Genomic DNA, 19247 nt, shown 5'->3' with positions numbered 1-19247 from the left:
ACAGGCGGGACGAGCCCGATTACCGTGACGGGGCTGACCAATGGAACGGCATATACCTTTACGGTAACGGCCACGAATAGCGCGGGCACGGGCTCGGCTTCGGCGGCTTCGAATAGCGTAACGCCCAAAACATCACAGACCATCACCTTTGCCAATCCTGGGGCACAGAATTTCGGTACGACACCGACATTGACGGCGACTTCAGGTTCCGGGCTCACGGTGAGCTTTACCTCTAGCACAACAGGGGTGTGTACGATTACCAGTGGCGGGGCCTTGACATTTGTGACGACGGGCACATGCACTATCAATGCCGATCAGGCTGGTAATGGCACCTATTTGCCTGCAACAACAGTCAGCCGGAGTTTTTCGGTCAATGCAGTGGTTCCGGGCGCACCTTCAATCGGAACTGCAACAGCAGGCGATACGCAGGCCACGGTGACTTTCACTGCGCCCGCCTTCACGGGGGGAGCATCCATCACGGGTTATACGGTGACTTCCAACCCAGGTGGTTTTACTGGCACAGGCGGGACGAGCCCGATTACCGTGACGGGGCTGACCAATGGAACGGCATATACCTTTACGGTAACGGCTACGAATAGCGCGGGCACGGGCTCGGCTTCGGCGGCTTCGAATAGTGCGACACCCAGAACGTCCCAAACCATCACTTTTGCCAATCCTGGGGCACAGAATTTCGGTACGACACCGACATTGACGGCGACTTCCAGTTCCGGGCTCACGGTGAGCTTTGCCTCCAGCACAACAGGGGTGTGTACGATTACCAGTGGCGGGGCGTTGACATTCGTCACGATTGGCACATGCACCATTGATGCCGATCAGGTTGGGAATGGCACCTATTTGCCTGCTACAACGGTCAGCCGCAGCTTTACGGTCAATGCAGTGGTGCCCGGCGCGCCCACGATTGGGACGGCAACTGCCGGAGCAGGGCAGGCTTCGGTGAGCTTTACCGCGCCTGCATTCACGGGTGGTGCCTCCATTACAAGCTATACCGTGACCTCCAGCCCCGGTGGATTTACGGGCACAGGTGCTACCAGCCCGATTACGGTAACGGGCTTGAACAACAGCACGGCCTATACTTTTACAGTGAGAGCAACCAATAGTGCCGGTACGGGTCCGGCCTCGGCAGCCTCCAATAGCGTGACGCCAATGGTGACGCAGACCATCACGTTTGCCAACCCAGGGGCACAGAATTTCGGTACCACACCGACATTATCGGCAACATCCGATTCTGGGCTCACGGTGAGTTTTACCTCCAGCACAACAGGGGTGTGTACGATTACCAGTGGCGGGGCATTGACATTTGTCACGACCGGCACATGCACCATTAATGCGGATCAGGCGGGTAATGGCTCCTATCTGGCGGCCGCGACTGTGACGCGCAGCTTTACGGTCAACGCAGTTGTACCGGGCTCACCTACGATTGGTACGGCTGCGACGGGTGCAGCACAAGCCTCTGTGAGTTTCTCTGCCCCAGCCTTTACCGGCGGGGCCAGTATCACGGGGTATACGGTGACATCCAGCCCTGGTGGTTTTACAGGGACAGGTACGGGTAGCCCGCTTGTTGTGACAGGTCTGACTAATGGAACGTCATATACCTTCACTGTGACGGCCACCAACAGTGTTGGGACTGGTCCTGCTTCAGCCGCCTCGAATAGTGTTGTGCCCCAGGCCGTGCAGACCATTACATTTGCCAATCCGGGTTCGCAGAATTTTGGCACAACCCCAACGCTGAGCGCGACGGCCAGCTCAGGGCTCACGGTGAGCTTTACGTCCAGCACCACCGGGGTATGCACAGTGACGACTGGTGGCGCGCTCACTTTCGTCACGATTGGCACCTGCACGATCAATGCTGATCAGGCTGGCAATGGCAGCTATGCGGCAGCAACGACCGTGACGCGGAGTTTCTCGGTTGGTGCGGTGGCGCCCGGTGCGCCCTCAATCGGCACAGCCACGGCAGGTAATGGGCAGGCGACGGTGAGCTTTACGGCGCCCTCTGCCACAGGTGGAGCAAGCATTACCGCTTATACCGTGACTTCCAGCCCTGGCGGCCTGACTGTTACGGGTGCCGCCAGCCCCTTAACGGTAACAGGCTTGACCAATGGTACTGCCTATACCTTTACGGTAACTGCCACCAACAGTGCAGGCGTCAGTGTGGCTTCCAGCGCCTCGAACAGTGTCACACCGAAAGCCACTCAGACCATTACTTTTGCCAATCCTGGCGCGCAGAACTTCGGTACAACGCCAACGCTGACGGCTACAGCGAGTTCCGGGCTGGCAGTGACCTTCACCTCCAGCACAACCGGGGTGTGTACCGTGACGGCGGGCGGCACCTTGGCTTTCCTGAGTACCGGCACATGTACGATTAATGCGGATCAAGCGGGTAACAGCGTCAACGGTGCGGCTGCCACAGTCACGCATAGTTTTGCTGTGAATGCAGTGGTACCAGGGGCGCCTACGATCGGGACGGCAACCGCAGGGGCCGCGCAGGTGACGGTGAGCTTTACCGCGCCCAGCTTTACAGGTGGAGCCTCAATCACCAGCTATACGGTGGCGTCCAGCCCTGGTGGTTTCACGGCTACCGGTAGCTCCAGCCCGATTACAGTGACAGGGCTGACTAATGGCACGGCCTATACCTTTACGGTGACGGCAAGCAACAGCGCCGGCACGAGCACTGCATCCAGCGCCTCAAACAGTGCCACGCCCAAAGCGAATCAGACCATTAGCTTCGCCAATCCGGGAGCACAAAATTTTGGCACCACGCCAACATTGAGTGCAACGTCCAGCTCTGGGCTATCGGTGAGTTTCTCGTCAGGAACCACTGGGGTATGCACCATCACGACGGGCGGTTCGCTGAGCTTCCTGGCAGCAGGCACTTGTACGATCAATGCTGATCAGGTCGGTAATGGCAGCTATGCCGCCGCGAGTACGGTGAGCCAAAGCTTTACCGTTGCGGCCGTGCTACCCGGCGCGCCAAGCATTGGAACGGCTAGTGCAGGGAATACGCAGGCTACAGTGAGTTTTACAGCGCCGAGTTTCACCGGGGGAAGCGCCATTACCAGCTATACCGTGACATCCAGTCCGGGTAACTTGACTGCAACGGGGACGGCGAGCCCGATAACCGTCACAGGCCTGACCAATAGCACCGCCTATACCTTCACGGTACGGGCAACCAATAGCGCAGGGATCGGCGCTGCATCCGGCGCTTCGAATAGTGTGACCCCTGTTCCCGGTGCGCCGGTTGCCAATGCAGTCAGCGCTACGGTTGCCTTCGGGAGCAGTGCCAACGTCATTACGCCGACACTGGGCGGTGGCACCGCAGCCAGCATGAGCGTAGCCCATCAACCTGCCCACGGAACGGCAAGCGTGAGCGGTCTAACCCTGATCTACACGCCAACCAATACCTATTCGGGGAGCGACAGCTTTACCTACACTGCTACCAACGCAGGGGGAACTTCTGCTGCGGCCACGGTTACGATCACGGTCAATCCGCAAGCGCCTGGCGCAGCTGCCGTGCATATGACAGTTGAAACCAACAGCACCAACAATGTGGTCCCCCTTGTCTTGACTGGCGGGGTTGCCACAAGCGCTGCGGTGGTGACCGCACCGAGCCATGGGACGACTGCCGTTAGTGGTGCCACGATTACCTACACGCCAACAAACGGGTATACGGGCAACGACAGCTTTACCTATACCGCAAGCAACGCAGGGGGCACTTCGTCTGCGGCGACGGTCAGCATTGTCATCCAGACCTGGCCCAACCCTGCCAAGGATCAGGAAGTCATCAGCCTGGTTAACGCGCAGGTGGATACCGTCAAGCGTTTTGCCTTGACGCAGACCACTAACTTCCAACGCCATCTGGAAGGTTTGCATACTCGGCCGTCGCGTGCCAATGCGGAAACGGGTCTTGCACAAGGGAACAGGTCGAAAACGTCTCGTCCCACGCAAACCGGGAGTGCGGATTCGCCCAGCGCCAACCTGCCATCTTCCGCCGCCAGCACGGATACCAACCGGATTACAATGGCAAAACTTGAATCTGTGTTGAACGATACGCAAACAGCAAACCCATTTGTATTGCCCACCAGGAAAACATCGGGCGCGCTGGATTTGCCGTGGTCCAGCCTGAACTTAAGCGGAAAGACGACGGATGCCCTGGGCAAAGGGATTGATGTCTGGACTGCCGGGGTGATCAGCCTTGGGCGTGTTGGGGCAACTGACAGCCGGTTTACCACCAGCGGCATCTCAATCGGGAGCGATAAGCGCTTCAGTGACGAGCTTGTGCTGGGAGCCGGGGTCGGCCTGGGCCATATTCGTCAAAAAATAGGCACACAAGGCACTCGGGATACGGGGAATAATTATTCAATCGTGCTATATGGAAGCTACCAACCGGCAGAGCGTTTCTTCCTGGACGGGGTTTTTGGATATGGTCGCCTAAATTTTGACTCCCAGCGCTATTCCAGTGCAGCGGATGCCATGGCCACTTCCAGCCGGTCCGGTTCCCAGTGGTTCTCCTCCGTCAGTGGCGGGTTTGAGTATGTAAATGGGAAGTTACTGTTCTCACCCTACATACGCTTGGATCTTGTGTCGACAACACTGAACTCGACCACGGAAAACGACGCCGGGCTCTATAACCTCATTTATTCCAAACAGCATATTGCGACAAACAGGATTGCCTTCGGCTTGCGTGGAGAAACCAGTGTCTACCTCGCCAGCGTTTTGGCAAAGCCCTATTTCCGCTTAGAGTATCAACATGACTTCGAGAAGCCGGGCACAACCGATCTGCGGTATGCAAGCCTACCTTCCGGGCAAATCTATCAGCTGGAAATGGATGGCTCCGACCGCAATGCGGCAGTGCTGGGCTTTGGCAGCAGTTTCGCATTCCGCAGGAATTGGACCCTGGATCTACGCTATCAACTCAGCAAGGGGTCGCAGGCCACGCGAGTGCAATCCTTTGGCGCCAATGTCAGAAAGAGCTTCGAGTAGGGGGTGTTTGGTTGCCCATGGCGGATGCGGTACAGAAGGGCGTTGCTCAACGGTGGGATACGCTGCGGTGAGCCATTTCTGAACCGCTTCCGGGTGTTGTTTGCAGGCGCGTTTGATCGGTTTTCGCGGCGTGGAGCCCGAATGTTTTAGGTGGCTGCCCACGCCGCGAATCGACAGTTCGATGCCCTATTCCTGCTCGAGCCGCTGCGGCGCGGTCGCACGGCTCCATAGGGGCAAACCTCCTCTTCCGTTGATCGGGGCGCTCGTCGCCGATCTGCCGCTGGATCGCTGTTTTCTGCTCGGGCGGGTACTCCCGCCTATCCGTCTGCTTCGTAACCTTCAATTGTGCTGTGCCCCGTTGGATTGCTCAGCCCACCTAGTTCAACAATGTGCATCACGCCATCGCCTGCGCTGTTCTTGCCCGGCGCCCTCTCCTGATGCGGTGCCGTGCAACCGGACAAACCCACCGTTATCTCGAACAGGGCCAAAAAAATTAAGCCCGGTCAACTAAAGCAAATAAACTCCTTGTATCCTTATACTTTTGTTGGATGTTCGCACTAAGTGCGGGCGCCTCGTTGGCACGATGTTTTTATCAGGCTCGTGCCCGCTGCACCGGTTTTTTTGTTTCGTTGGGCAAAGGCCTCCTCCATGGATCACGTTACCAAGACCATCAATTTCAAGAACGACTGGGCGAAGTTGAACCTTCCCTCCCACGTCATCGAAGTACTGAGTGCGGCGCCAGCAATTCATGTTGCCGAGCATCGTGAAGACTTGCTGAACTGGGCGCTGGGCCGCGAGCCGGGCACCACCGACTGGCGCCATGCCAACCGCGAGGACAAAGGCGAATTCGAAGTCGGCTTCGAAGTGCCCGGTAAAGGCCGTGTGGTCGAAGCTGTCGTAACCAAGGCCCGCAACGGCTTGGCCGTCAACTTCGTCGACCCCAAGATGCGCCGTCGGGACCCGGATGCCATGGTGATCGGTGACAACCTGCCGACCGACAAGCCCACCTATCAACAGCGCTTTGGCGAAAAGTTTGAGCCGGTACGTCAGAAGACTCTGGACTGGCTCAAGACCCAGGAACTGATCGTGGTGCCGTTCTACGCCGGCCCCGATGAGCTGGGTTATGGCGCCTTGGCCATCGTGCCGAAGGTCGCAGGCTTCTTCGCCGGTGCGCTGGCTGACTTGCAAGGCATGATCGCCAACAGCCAGGTGCCTGCCAACTTCAAGCTCACTGGTGGCGTGCTGTTCATCGCCCCGCCGTTCCGCCACACCCATTTTGAAGGCCGCCAAGTGGTGGTGCATGCCCGCACCCCCACCCATCAGGAAATCTTCGCCTACAACCTCTACCCCGGACCTTCTGCCAAGAAGGGCGTGTACTCGCTGCTGCTCGACATTGGTGAGCGCGAAGGCTGGACCACCAACCACTGTGCCGCAGTGGGCGTGGTCACCCCGTACGAAAACCAGATCGTCATCATGCACGAAGGCGCCTCCGGCGGCGGCAAGAGCGAGATGACCGAACACATCCACCGGATGGAAGACGGCCGCCTGCTGCTGGGCCGCAACGTCGTTACCGGTGAAGAACGCACCGTGGTGCTGCCTGAAGCCTGTCATCTTGAGCCGATGGCCGACGACATGGCCTGTGCCCACCCGCATTACAACGAAGGCCAGACCAAGCTCGCCATCAAGGATGCTGAAGCTGGCTGGTTCGTGCGCGTTGACCACATCAAGGGTTACGGTACCGACCCGCACCTGGAACGTCTGGTGATGCACCCGGATCGCCCGCTGATCTTCCTGAACCACTACATCGTGCCCGGCGGCCAATGTCTGATCTGGGAACATGTGGAAGATGCCCCCGGCAAGCTGTGCCCGAACCCGCGCCTGATCATTCCGCGTGACATGGTCCATGACGTGCAGGAAGGCCCGGTCTCCATCAACATCCGCAGCTTCGGTGTGCGTTGCCCACCCACCCACAAGGATAGCCCGCAGTACGGCATCCTCGGCATGCTGCACATCCTCTCACCCGCACTGGCATGGCTGTGGCGTCTGGTGGCTCCGCGCGGCCACGCCAACCCCTCGATTCAGGACTCCAAGGGGATGCAGACCGAAGGCGTGGGCTCCTACTGGGCCTTCTGTACCGGTCGCCGTGTTGACCAGGCCAACCTGTTGCTGCGTCAGATCGTGCAGAACACCGACACCCGCCACGTGCTGATCCCGAACCAGTACATCGGTGCATGGCACGTCGGCTTCATGTCCGAGTGGATTGCCCGTGAGTATCTGGCCCGCCGTGGTAGCGCCCGTTTCCGTCGTGACCAGTTGGTCGAACCCTCCTGCTCGGTGCTCGGCTACATTCCGAAGCAACTGCGCGTGGAAGGCTCGCTGATTCCGCCGGTCTTCCTGCACGTGCAGAACCAGCAAGAAGGCGGCAAGGAAGTGTACGAAGAAGGCGCGCGTCAATGGCGCGAATTCTTCAAGCGCGAACTGGCTCCGTTCCTCACGCCTGATCTGGACCCGCTGGGCCGCAAGATCATCCAGGCCTGCATGGACGACGCCACGCAAGAAGATTACTGGAAGCTCATTCCGCACCAGATCTTTAAGGACTAAGCGTAAAATACGCGCATGTATGTGGAACGGCACCCTTACGGGTGCCGTTTTTTTGACGCAACGCCTTGTTGTATAAGGGTTATCCCTTGGGCTTCGGGCGCGAGGATTTTGCATACTTCTGTATAATTCCTATGAATTAGTTCAATACGCGAATCAACTTTTATGAGCTTTTCGTGTAGTTGAACTCCCAGTCCATCCCCCCTGCATCATCAGGATGCAGAAGGCGGCAGATAGACTGCGTACAGGTTTTCTTAGATCCAGTTCCACTCAGGAAACAACATATATGAGCACTCTTAACGAACAACTCATCAGCACCGAAGCCCATCGGTCGATTTTCGAAAATGAAGTCCGCAAGCTTCCGCTACCGGTCTGCAAGGCCTTCGGCAGTGCCGAGAAGCCCACGCTGGTCAGCTTCGTCAATACCGACAAGGTGCTGGGCACCAAGGATGCCGCCACCGTGGCCGCAGCCTTCCCCAATACCGTCAAGGCCTCTGCCAACACCGTGCTGAAGGCCGGTGCTGCTACGGCTGCCGTAACCGGCAAGCGCGTGGCCGTGCTGTTCTCCGGCGGCCCGGCTGCGGGTGGGCATAACGTGCTGTGTGGCATCAAGCGCATGCTGGGTGCAGGCAACACTGTATTCGGTGTGCGTGGCGGCCCCAAGGGTCTGCTGGAAGGCAAGCTGTTTGAAGTGACCGAAGCCGACGTGCAGAAGATTCTGAACACCGGCGGGTTCGACTTCCTCGGCTCCGACCGTACCAAGATCAAGACCCCCGAGCAGTTCGAACAGGTCAAGAAGACCTGTATCGACCACAAGCTCGACGCCATCGTGATCGTTGGTGGGGATGACTCCAACACCAATGCCGCCATCCTGGCCGAATACCTCTACACCGGCATCAAGGCCGATGGCTCCGGCGTGCAAGTGATCGGCGCCCCCAAGACCATCGACGGCGACCTGCAAATCCGTGGCCTGCTGCCGATCTCCTTCGGCTTCGACACAGCCACCCGCATCTACGCGGAAATGGTCGGCAACATCCTGCAAGACACCGCTTCCTCGCTGAAGTACTGGCACTTCATCAAGCTGATGGGCCGTTCCGCTTCGCACGTCACCATCGAAGTCGCGCTGCAGACCAAGCCCGCCTTCACCCTGATCTCCGAAGAAATCGCCGAGAAGAAGCTCTCTCTGGCAGCCATCGTCGACCAAATCGCCAAGACCGTGATCGCCCGCTACCGCAACAAGAGCCTCAAGCATGGCGTGGTGCTGGTGCCCGAAGGCGTGATCGAATTCATCCCTGAGATGAATGCCCTGATCGCTGAACTGAACGACGCACTGGCTCACCATGCTGACGCCTTTGCCAAGCTGCCGGAGGCTGATCGTGCTGCCTTCATCCAGAGCAAGCTCTCGGCTGACAACGCCCGCCTGCTGGCGTCGCTGCCGGGCTACGTCGTGAAGATGCTGCTGGCTGAACGCGATTCCCACGGCAACCTGCAAGTGTCGCTGATCCCCACTGAACTGCTGCTCATCGACATGACCCGCGCCCGGATCAAGGAACTGGATGCCGAAGTGCCCTTCAACACCCAGAACCACTTCCTGGGCTACGAAGGCCGCTGCGGTGCCCCGACCCTGTTCGACGCCGCCTACACCTTCAACCTGGGCCTGACCGCAGGTGCGCTGATCCTGGCAGGCAAGACCGGCTACATGGCCAGCATCAACGGCTTGACCACCGGTGGCGAACCGCTCGCCATTCCGCTGCCCGGCCTGCTGAATGTGGAACGCCGCCATGGCAAGGATGAATATGTGATCGAGAAGGCACTGGTCAAGACCGATTCCCCGGCCATGCAATACTTCATTTCCCGTCGTGATGTGTGGGCGGCAGACGACCTCTTCGCATCCCCCGGCCCGCGCCAACTGTGGGGGCCGGCCGCTCGCCAGATCCCCATCTCGGTGGCCCTGAACGATGCTGCTGCCACGCTGGAATTCAAGATCGGCTGATTTACATAGCCCTAAAGTACAAAGCCACTCGCAAGAGTGGCTTTTTTATTGCAGCATGCATATAGGATGATCTGGGTTGTGTGAAAAATGTGGGCATTGACCAGTTGGCAATATCGGGGATGCTGAGTATGAAAAAAATCACAATATGTCTGCTGCTTGTTTTGACCAGCTGTGTGACGTTGGATGACTTCAAGCAGATGTCCGCGCAGCAGCGTGCAGAGACCGTGTGCAGCAAACAGCAGGTGTTGCGGAACATCGACAGCAAGATAGCGGCCCTGCAAAATAGCATTGATGGCAGTCGCAACGCATTGGCCCGAGGCTATAGGGTGCCCAGGGAATGCCATGAAATTGAAATCCCAGGCGACACCAAGATCACCAACTGCACCAAGACCGAAAATCAGGTGCAATGCGTTGAAACCCGCCCCAAACGCTACAAGACCGAATGCACCGAAACCCCCGTGGCGATGGATTCTGCACAAGAAAAGGAAAATATCCGTGGCTGGTCTGCAGAGATCGATTCACTGCGTTTCCAGCGCAAGGACAAGTACCAGCAGTGCTATAACCAGATCTACCCGCTCTCGCCAGAAGAAGCATACAAATATTACTGACGCACGCCACTGGTTAGACGTCTTTGCAAAGCACCAACGCTATGTCTGATTAGCGATGAGAGTGCCCTATGCTTGGTTGTACGATATGTAAATTGTTTCGATCAGCGCATGCTTGCCGACGAGATCTGGGTCTGCGGGCCACTCTTGAATAATGACGCTGACGTAGCGATTGTCTTTGTAAGACTTTTGATACCAATCGAATAATTTTACAAACGTAAAGACACAGTCGGGGCTTACGATACTTATTGGATAATCCCAGTAACCAGAATCAATCTCGCGATTAATCATGATTGGAACCCCGCAGAGGCTAGCTTCTTTGGCCTTTACCAATATTTCCGGCTGAGGAAAGCCGTAGACGACTTTTGTAAGATCAAACTTTGTCGTAACCAATGCGAAAAAGAGCTGCTCTTCTATGATCGTAAACTGTTCATAGAAATCCTCATCGTCAGTTTTCCAAAACTCTTCCAGAAAGAAGTTGTTAAATAACTCTCTACTGGCGAGTCGGAATTTGTTGATGGTTTTGTCCATGTATTTGCCGTCTGCAAATTGGTTGTAGACGCAGGGGCATGAATACAGACCTACCCTGCAGTCTCTTATTTGGTCAACTGACGAATCACTCTCGCGGGGTTGCCTGCCACCACCACATCCTCGGGTACGTCATGGGTAACGACGCTGCCCGCGCCAATCACACTGCGGTTGCCGATCTTGATGCCGGGGCAGATGATGGCGCCGCCCCCGATCCAGACATCCGAACCGATTTCCACCGGCCGCGCACTGCTCTTGCCTGTGGCACGTTCGGCAGCATCCAACGGGTGCTCTGCCGTGTAGATCTGCACGGCCGGGCCAATGAAAACGTTGTTGCCAATGCGTACCTCGGCGCAGTCGAGGATCACGCAGTTGAAATTGAAGAAAACCAGATCCCCGGCATAGATGTTGTTGCCATAGTCGCAGTGGAACGGGGTCTGGATAAATACCCGGTCACTGACTGCGCCGAACAGCTCGCGGATGATGTGTTTGCGCCGCATCTGGTCATCCGCATCTGCAGCGTTGAGCTCATGGCACAGGCGGCGGGCGCGTTGCCGGGCGGCCATCAGTTCGGGGTCGATGGCGCTATAGGCTTCGCCTGCAAGCATCTTTTCACGTTCACTGCGCATCCCGGTCTCCTGAGTCTTGTTGGTTTATTGTGTCATCCCATTATAGCGCCATGCCTCGCCGATGATGCTGACGTAGTATGCAGAATCGATGGGTTTTACATCGATTTCCACCTCCAGGAACTTCTCGATCACGGCGATGTTGGTGCGAAGGTGATCCGAGGCAACCGAGGTGGCAAAGCTGCCTCCTCCTGCCAAAGCCATGGGCAGCAGCAGTTGGTCGGCCAGATATTCACCCACATTCACGCCACTGGCCAGATGCTGGCGAACCTCCTGAGCGAGATCGCTAGCAACCTTTTCGGCTGCAATGCCTTTTTCGCCAAATGCCGTAAACACTTCGTGAAAGTCCCCATAATCCAGTGCAAGCAAGAGCGCGTTCCCCGGCCCCTCGCGGGAGGACAGGGCGCGTACAACACGCCCGATCTCCCCGAGTTCGCTGCTCAACTCATCCTGCAGTGTGAGCAGTTCGCGCTGCGCCACATTGTTGGTGACTGCCGCCACAATGGCAGTGGCATGGGCGGACTTTGGCCTGCCTTGGCTTTGCAGATGCAAGGGCTGAAGCGCTTGTACAGGCGTGAGCTCAACCCGCAATCCCCCTCCACCTGCCGGGTAGAAGCCATGGCGCAACACCTCCAGCTTCATGTCGATTCCCATGCGGCGTAGTAGTGGCAACCAAGCCGCTTGCAGAAAATCAGCCGGTGGAGCAGCAGGGTTATGCGTCCCCCCGTTGATGGTGAAGCTGCTCGGCGTGTTGGCAAACCACAAGGCGGGCAGCACGGTCTGCAAAACCAGCGTGCAGCTACCGGCAGAACCAATGGCGTGCTGATACTGGCCACCCTGTATCGGCCCCGGAACAAACTCCAGCTGCAGTGAGCCCGGTTCCGCCCCCTTGAGCTGTGCGCCACAGATCTGTGCAGCCGCGTTGACTGCGGTCAGGTGCTGGCGCAGCAGCCCTGGCTTCTGGCGCTTGGCGCGGATACGTTCAATGCGGAAAGGAATGCCGGTAATCATCGACAAGCTCAGCGCGGAGCGCAAAATCTGCCCGCCGCCTTCGCCATGCGAGCCATCGAGTTCAATGAATGAATTTGTCATTTTATTTTTGTTGGTATTTATCTACACGAATGCCGGATTCAATGTAGTCATCTGTCCTTCTTTTTAGCTTCAGTCTTTCCGGATATTCATGACTGTAGCCATCAGAAACGCGTCCAGTTCCTCTGCATTGCCTTCCGGCTTCCTGTAGTTCGGGTCGTGTTCAGCGACAGCCAGCGTCTTTTCTATGAACGCATGGATCAGCGGCCAACGGGGGCTGTATTCTGTCTCTCCAGCCTGCATCTTGATTGCCAGCAGGCGGTTGATCTCATCGAGCAGATCAAGATCATCCACCATTGCTTCAGCGAGTTCGGCAAAACGCATTGGCGGCATGCCCCGGCCAGCGTCAATCCATTGCATCGCCAGCAAAGGGCGCAGCACGTAGAGGTACTTTTTCAGCCTTACCGATTCACCCTGCAAGTGTTCGCGAAAATTCTTCTTCGCCATCGCCAGGTAATGATAACGCCCTTTGGCGGTGGAGAAGAACTGTGTAGCCAGAGAGCGCATCCGTTTGGCAGCACCGGCCTCTTCCCTGTATAGCACGGGCGAATCAAGCCACTCCAACAGGGTCGGGTTGGATTTGCGCAGCAGGCGCAGCGCCTTGCGCAACTCCCAGCCGTTCACATCCAGCTCATCGTTGATCGGCAGTTCAATCACATCCCGCTGCGCTTCAACACGTAAGTACCAGGGCAGGCGATGGACGTAGACGAAGCGTACGTCATAGTCACTGTCCGGCGAGGCAAACCCCCAGCCACGGCTGCCGGACTCGCAGGCAAACAGCACCTTTACGTCGTGATCATGTTCGATCTGCTCAAGCGTTTCGAGTACGCGTGCACGTATCGCATCATCAATAGGATGGGCACTGAGTATCTTGATTGCGTTCGTGTTCATATTTGTACTTTTACGTGAAACGATAATGATCGGTTTCAAATAATTAAGAAAAGTTCCTGTACCTATGCCCTGTACGACAAATCTATCTTTCAGGTAATCTGAAATTGATAAATTACGTCTTCTTGCATATTAAGTAGTGCATCTGCCAAATCATGTCTGGCTAACTGAACAATCTCTCTTTCCGTTGTAGAGACTGCATTATCGCTAGTTTTTGCCACGTTCTCTATCACCAGGCCGATGTATGGTGTGATGTCGCTTGCCAACAGGGCGTCGAGAAACGAAAGCCACCCTTCCAGATCTTGCGGTTTGGATTTCTGCTTGTTTTGTGCTCTGTTGAGTTGTTCAAAATGGCGTTGGATTTTCGTGTCGCTCCAGCCCTTGCGCCGTAAATCCTCCGCACTTTTTCCACGTGTCAGTGTGGCTTGTTGACGGGAATTGCGTCCCAGTGAAGTGTCACAATCACACATTCTGCCCGTTGCCAAGCAAGCCAATTCCGTTTCGCTTGCCATGCCCGATATGCTGAGCTTGGCAAGTGGCGTCATCGCATAGTCATATGTACTGGCAATCTCCCGTGTTGCGTCCAGATTGGCTGAGCACGGGAGAATGGCAATGATTGTCAGGCACACGGCCTATCCCTTCACACATACCACCTGACGCAAGGTATGCACGATTTCCACCAACTCGCGTTGAGCGTGCATTACGGCGTCGATGTCCTTGTAGGCCATCGGGATTTCATCGATCACCTCAGCGTCCTTTCGACACTCTACGTGGGCGGTGGCGCGTTCTTGGTCGGCAATCGTGAACATCTTCTTGGCCTTGGTACGGCTCATGGTACGGCCTGCGCCGTGGCTGCAGGAGCAGAACGATTCCTCGTTACCCAATCCGCGTACGATGAAGCTCTTGGCTCCCATGGAACCAGGAATGATTCCCAACTCACCCTTCTTGGCCGATACGGCACCCTTACGGGTTACGAATATATTGGCGCCGAAGTGGGTTTCGCGCTGCACATAGTTATGGTGGCAGTTTACGGCTTCCACGCTGGCTTCAAAGGGCTTGATAATCACGCTACGCACGGCGGCGATTACGTTCTGCATCATCACCAGACGGTTGCGTCGTGCAAAGTCCTGCGCCCAACCCACGGCTTCCACGTAGTCGTTGAAGTGTTCGCTTCCTTCTTCAAAATAGGCCAGATCGCGGTGAGGCAGGTTGGCGATATGTTGTTGCATATCCTTCTGCGCAAGCTCGATGAAGTGGGAGCCGATGGCGTTTCCCACACCACGTGAACCGGAGTGCAGCATGAACCATACACGGTTGGCTTCGTCCAGGCAGACTTCGATGAAGTGGTTACCCGTTCCCAAGGTTCCCAGGTGCTTATGGTTGTTGGTGTTCTTCAAACGCGGATGCTTATCCGTGATGCGCTTGAAGCCTTCGTACAAGCCTGCCCACATGGCATCAACGGTGGCAGGCGGCGTATTCCAGGCGCCTTTATCGCGGGCACCAGGGGTGCGGCCATGCGGCACGGCAGCCTCGATGGCGCAGCGCAAGGCGTGCAGGTTATCAGGCAAGTCGGAAGCGGTCAGCGTGGTACATGCTGCCATCATTCCACAGCCGATATCTACACCCACTGCTGCGGGGATGATTGCACCCTGGGTGGGAATCACGCTACCGATGGTGGAACCCTTACCCAGGTGCACGTCCGGCATCACCGCCATATGGTGGAAGATAAAGGGCATTCTCGCCGTGTTCATCAATTGATCGCGGGCGTCGTCTTCCACAGGCACGCCTTGCGTCCACATCTTGATGGGTTTTCCGTTGGCAACTTCAAGAAGTTGGTAATCCATTATGCTGCTTCCTTGTTTGTATGTTCTTTGATGGTGACCCGTGCCGGGTCCAGCGTCAGGTGGTGCGACATCCAGCAGTCACTGTACTCTGTGCCGATTTCGTGGCCATTGGCGCACAGGGTGTTGAGCCCGTTCCCGCCATCCACGCCACAGCATCCGCAGCGGCGACTTGGGTCGGCGTGGGGAAGTGTGTTGTGTGCGTCTGCAAGGTTGATCAGGTAGGCGCCCGGCGTGAAGCCGCAATCGTTATCTGCGTTGGCGACACTATAGCGCCCCTGGGGGAGTGCATCTTCCCCGTCCATGGTCTGCAACTGCTCGGCGGGCAAGGCATCCAAACCAGCGGCAATCAGCACGCCACAGGCCGCACAGTGCAGATCGATTTCTGAGTGTTTTTCTGGCAGCGTTTCTCGCGTCATTTCTCAACTCTCCTCGTTTTCACAATACGTATATTGCGAATAGCGTGCCAGTTGGGTTGTAGTCTGGAATGATTTATATATGTTATTGTTTGTAAAAGAATTAATTTTAGGCGCAGGCTTTTTCGTACGCAGTAACAAGCTGTATTGTGTATATATATGGATAGCTATTTAGATTTTTGGATAGATTTAATCTGCCCTGCCTGCGATTTTGCGTCGTGCCCCCGTTTCTTCTGGCGGCAAGCGCGGCATCGTACTGCGCATGTATCCAACCTGCCTTTGGCGACTTCATACCACCATTGCTGCTGCTTGGCCGTCCAGATTTCAGCGCTTCCGCAATCCCGGCAGCGATAGCTGATATCCACGTAATAGCCACGCTGGGCAAATCGCGGCAAGTCGCCATAGTAGCCCGCGCTGAGGGCAAGCTTGGATATGCAACAGGGAACCGAATCCAGGGGCGGCAGACGCTCTGGTTTGGGCGCCTTGCTTCTCTTGGCTTTGATCTCGGCTTTACGTTGCTTGTTGCTTTTCATGCTGAGTGGGTGCTGTGGAGTGGGGGCGACAAGGGCCAGGCAAAACAATGAACTGCTCTACCAACTGGGCTACAGAGATGCAATCTCTGGCAGGGCTCGAACCTGCGACATGTGTAGTTCTGCAAGCATTCGCCGGAAACTTGGTTCCGTAAAGGGGTGTTGCTGTCAAATTCCGCTACCCGATAATGGTAGTGGAGTAGGGTGGTGACAAGGGGGTAGGTAACGTGTTGATCTTGAGCTAGTTGATTGCTCCCCCGGGATTTGAACCCGGAACCTCCGGCCTTGCAGCCGATGCTCTACCCTGTAGTTACCCAAGCATTCACCAAAGTCTTTCATGGCAAGTAGAGAAGAGATGCTTGCTCTGTTGCCATGCTCATGTCAAAAAATGGAGCGACAAGTTATGACGAAACGTTTTCGTGTCTTCAACCACTCGACCACATGGCCTTGCGACCATGGCGGGATTCGAACCCGCGAACAGCGATCACGCGGTTACGACCTTGGATGGGTGTAGTTTCGTCGGCATTCGCCTTGGAAGCTGTAACAAAATGGTTCTGGCGTTGTTGCATCGGGCCAGAAGCGATTTACTCCATTTTGTTACAGCTCCTTAAAACAAATAATTCATTCAACTATCAAAGCGTGGGTGGCGACAAGGTGTGATGGAATGATCCTGCTCTACCAACTGAGCTACGCATGCAGCATGGCTGCCTGCGGTGGGGCTCAAACCCACGACCAGGGCGTTATGAGTGCTGTAGTTCCATCGGCATTCGCCGAAAACTTATTGTTACATCATTGCCTTCAAAATAGCGGGCGGCGACAAGATTGGTGAAACGTTTTTCGTGCTCTGCCACTGAGCTACAGCCCCACTGTATTGGGCTGGTGGGAATCGAACCCACGACCACGACCTCCCTAAGGTGTAGTTTCACCGGCATTCGCCGTAAAAGGGTGGCGACAAGAATGACAGAACGTTTTTCGTGTTCTAATCCGCTGAACTACGCTGCCTTGAGGGCTGCGGCGGGATTCGAACCCGCGTCTCGACCGTGAAAGGGTGTAGTTCTGTCGGCATTCGCCAAAAAACAGTAATAAAAACCGGGCGGTACGACAAGAATGGCGGGTGGCTTTTTCTCATGCCCGAAGGCATGGGTTGGATTTGAACCAACTGTATACCAGGATGTACACCCGCAGGCATTCGTACCTTCAGTATTTCATGACAAAAGCGGCGAGGCTTTGCGGTTACCCGCACGGGATTCGAACCCGCATCCGCTGCGGATTGTTCCGCTTCGAATGTCTATCCAATTTGATGTAGTTCCGCCAGTATTCATGAGATACGGAAACTCTTTCAACTCACATGTCTATTCTTGAAGCCCTCCGTCCTGAGGACGGAGGGGTAACAGTTTATAGCTCGATGGCATTGATGGCTTCTACCCAATGTGCTGCGCCGAATTGCCCGGAGGCAAACTGGCTGATCACATCAAATACCGCATCCCCAAAGCCACCTACGTTCAGGATGTCGGCCTGTTCCTGAGCCTGCGTTGTTCCGTAGGGCTGGATGTCGATACAGACCATCCGTGCCTTCGGGTTCTGACGCTTGATCAGTGCCCATTGCCGCATCGTTTCCGTCGCGCCATGGTTTCGCGCATCCATCCACGACTGGTTGTCCGAGACCATGATCAATACATCGACCTTGGCCTTTTCATGCACCAGTTGCGCCAAAGGTGCGCTGCAGTTGGTGCCACCACCGCCAATCGCGGCCAGTTTTGCTGCGTTGCTCATCACGCTGTCGCGTGGGTTGAGTTCAACCCGCACAACATGATTTTCAAACGGCAGCACACGGGCATCCGAGTGCTTGCGCAGGATTGCTGCAGCCAGCAATGCCGCTACATCAATACAGCGTACCGCGCTCGTTGCGCCTTTGCGATAGCCGGTTACCGAGCTGCTCATCGACCCGGATACGTCCGGGCACACAACCACCTGGCCTTCAAGCTGTGGCACATTGCGCAACGATACTTCCAGTGCATCCTGCAAGGCTTCGCGCACTTTGGCGGGGATGTCTTCACCCGTCATCTTGTATGCCGACAGCAACTGGTACGGATAGGCCCGTGCCTTGCTGATCGCCTTGGCGTCAGCTAGTCGCTGTGCCACCTTGGCAGCCATGGCGGGAATTTCGAAAACGCCATTACGTGCCAGCGTGTTTAGATTCATCCGCAGGGCCTGCCAGCTCATACGCATCGCCAGCGTTGCCCATTGCTGCGCATCCAGCTTCTCGTTGCTCAGCAACAGGAAGGGCACTTGCGGCAATTCGCCTCCGTGCTCACGGAAGTTCAACAAGGCTCGCGTTGCTTCTGGCATGGTGGCCTGATCGAAGGGCTTACCGATCAACCATGCGAAGAAGGCTTGACGCCATGCTTCGGCAGGCTTCGGGTGAACCATCTTGACCACATCCGCCAGGGAGGGCTGGTTACCCACCGCGGCGCTCAGCAGTTGATATTCCGTTGCCGTATTCAACCAGGTTTGCACCAGTTTCTTGGGGCGCGTTCCCAGGGACTTGCGGCCGGTTGCTCCGCTGCGCAGAATCTGCACAAAGTTGCGCAGCATTTTTCCGCTATCAATCACGCGGGCAAAGCACCCGGGCAACAGGGCAGAGCGGCGGGTTGCCAGCACAGCAGTCAGCAGGGCGGCCATGTCCTTCATGTGGCCTTTTTCGCGGGCATATACAGCGGTCTTGGCAATGAATTCGTCATCCAAGCCTTGGCACAGCGTCAGCACATCCGTCAATTGGGCCTGCGCATCAGCGTAAAAAGTGTTGTTCAGGCAGCCTGTCATGGCCAACTGTGCCAGTTTATGGCGCGGCGTCAATTTATAAGCGGGTGCTGCGGCTGCGTTGGTGGTGTTTGCCATCGGCAGTTTCGCGACTAGCGTATTGAACAGTTGCAAGTTGGCCATCTCGTTTCTCACTTTCTTCTTATCAGCAATCGTCTGGATGAGCTATATACTGCAGGAGGCGTGCCAGCTTCTTTATTTTTCTAAAAGCCATTTATTAACATATTGAAAAATAATGGCATTTTTATGTTTTTCGCTTTTCTGGCGTTTGGGGGAGATGCCTCCGTTTCGATAATTTTATATACTGATATCCAG

At 56.2% G+C, this 19247-nt stretch carries 15 protein-coding genes; 4 read left to right on the top strand and 11 right to left on the bottom strand.

Annotated features, from left to right (window positions below):
* A partial coding sequence (locus B145_RS28975) for a hypothetical protein (protein WP_211209726.1) occupies nucleotides 1-218 on the bottom strand: 218 nt, incomplete at its 3' end.
* Nucleotide 219: 1 nt separating this feature from the next.
* Here B145_RS28975 and B145_RS27080 point away from each other — a divergent pair.
* Complete coding sequence (locus tag B145_RS27080) at nucleotides 220-4998, top strand: beta strand repeat-containing protein (protein WP_211209725.1); 4779 nt, start codon at nucleotides 220-222, stop codon at nucleotides 4996-4998.
* On the opposite strand, the gene B145_RS29570 is transcribed toward B145_RS27080, so the two are convergent.
* Nucleotides 4918-5175 (bottom strand): winged helix-turn-helix domain-containing protein, encoded by a 258-nt coding sequence (locus tag B145_RS29570; protein WP_425425537.1) that lies wholly within the window; start codon nucleotides 5173-5175, stop codon nucleotides 4918-4920. The two genes, B145_RS27080 and B145_RS29570, sit on opposite strands and share 81 nt — an antisense overlap.
* A gap of 471 nt (nucleotides 5176-5646) precedes the next feature.
* Between B145_RS29570 and B145_RS0100455 the strand changes: the two genes are divergently transcribed.
* From B145_RS0100455 to B145_RS0100445, 3 genes are all read left to right on the top strand, one after another.
* On the top strand, nucleotides 5647-7599 hold the full coding sequence (locus tag B145_RS0100455; protein WP_018604413.1) for a DUF4914 family protein: 1953 nt from the start codon (nucleotides 5647-5649) through the stop codon (nucleotides 7597-7599).
* Nucleotides 7600-7882: 283 nt separating this feature from the next.
* The gene (locus tag B145_RS0100450) at nucleotides 7883-9589 is read left to right on the top strand and encodes a diphosphate--fructose-6-phosphate 1-phosphotransferase (protein WP_018604412.1); all 1707 of its coding nucleotides are present in this window, start codon (nucleotides 7883-7885) and stop codon (nucleotides 9587-9589) included.
* 128 nt (nucleotides 9590-9717) lie between these two features.
* A complete protein-coding gene (locus B145_RS0100445; RefSeq protein WP_157288207.1) occupies nucleotides 9718-10197 on the top strand; it encodes a hypothetical protein in 480 nt (159 codons plus the stop codon).
* A gap of 66 nt (nucleotides 10198-10263) precedes the next feature.
* Here B145_RS0100445 and B145_RS0100440 read toward each other — a convergent pair whose 3' ends face one another.
* The 9 genes from B145_RS0100440 to B145_RS0100400 all read right to left on the bottom strand — a co-directional run bounded on the left by B145_RS0100440 (nucleotide 10264) and on the right by B145_RS0100400 (nucleotide 19055).
* Entirely contained in the window at nucleotides 10264-10725 is a 462-nt protein-coding gene (locus B145_RS0100440) for a hypothetical protein (RefSeq protein WP_018604410.1), read from the bottom strand.
* Between the two features lie 65 nt (nucleotides 10726-10790).
* Nucleotides 10791-11351, bottom strand: a complete 561-nt coding sequence (locus B145_RS0100435; RefSeq protein WP_018604409.1) for a sugar O-acetyltransferase — start codon at nucleotides 11349-11351, stop codon at nucleotides 10791-10793.
* Between the two features lie 24 nt (nucleotides 11352-11375).
* Nucleotides 11376-12440: an RNA 3'-terminal phosphate cyclase gene (gene rtcA / locus B145_RS0100430; protein WP_018604408.1), complete on the bottom strand. Its 1065-nt coding sequence runs from the start codon at nucleotides 12438-12440 to the stop codon at nucleotides 11376-11378.
* A 69-nt stretch (nucleotides 12441-12509) separates the two neighbouring features.
* Nucleotides 12510-13328: a nucleotidyltransferase domain-containing protein gene (locus B145_RS0100425; RefSeq protein ID WP_018604407.1), complete on the bottom strand. Its 819-nt coding sequence runs from the start codon at nucleotides 13326-13328 to the stop codon at nucleotides 12510-12512.
* Between the two features lie 89 nt (nucleotides 13329-13417).
* Nucleotides 13418-13954 (bottom strand): hypothetical protein, encoded by a 537-nt coding sequence (locus tag B145_RS0100420; RefSeq protein WP_018604406.1) that lies wholly within the window; start codon nucleotides 13952-13954, stop codon nucleotides 13418-13420.
* A gap of 3 nt (nucleotides 13955-13957) precedes the next feature.
* A complete protein-coding gene (locus tag B145_RS0100415) occupies nucleotides 13958-15169 on the bottom strand; it encodes an RtcB family protein (protein WP_018604405.1) in 1212 nt (403 codons plus the stop codon).
* On the bottom strand, nucleotides 15169-15585 hold the full coding sequence (locus tag B145_RS23865) for a hypothetical protein (RefSeq protein WP_018604404.1): 417 nt from the start codon (nucleotides 15583-15585) through the stop codon (nucleotides 15169-15171). The genes B145_RS0100415 and B145_RS23865 overlap by 1 nt, the downstream gene beginning before the upstream one ends.
* A gap of 164 nt (nucleotides 15586-15749) precedes the next feature.
* Nucleotides 15750-16115, bottom strand: coding sequence for a zinc-ribbon domain containing protein (locus B145_RS27955; RefSeq protein ID WP_083917579.1), 366 nt, complete (start codon nucleotides 16113-16115; stop codon nucleotides 15750-15752).
* A gap of 1392 nt (nucleotides 16116-17507) precedes the next feature.
* On the bottom strand, nucleotides 17508-19055 hold the full coding sequence (locus tag B145_RS0100400; protein WP_018604402.1) for a TROVE domain-containing protein: 1548 nt from the start codon (nucleotides 19053-19055) through the stop codon (nucleotides 17508-17510).
* Nucleotides 19056-19247 lie beyond the last annotated feature (192 nt).

It is taken from the genome of Uliginosibacterium gangwonense DSM 18521 (assembly GCF_000373965.1).
In the GTDB taxonomy this organism is placed as follows: domain Bacteria; phylum Pseudomonadota; class Gammaproteobacteria; order Burkholderiales; family Rhodocyclaceae; genus Uliginosibacterium; species Uliginosibacterium gangwonense.
The sequence above is the reverse complement of the archived record's forward strand: the minus strand, read 5'-3'. Positions and strand labels throughout refer to the sequence as shown.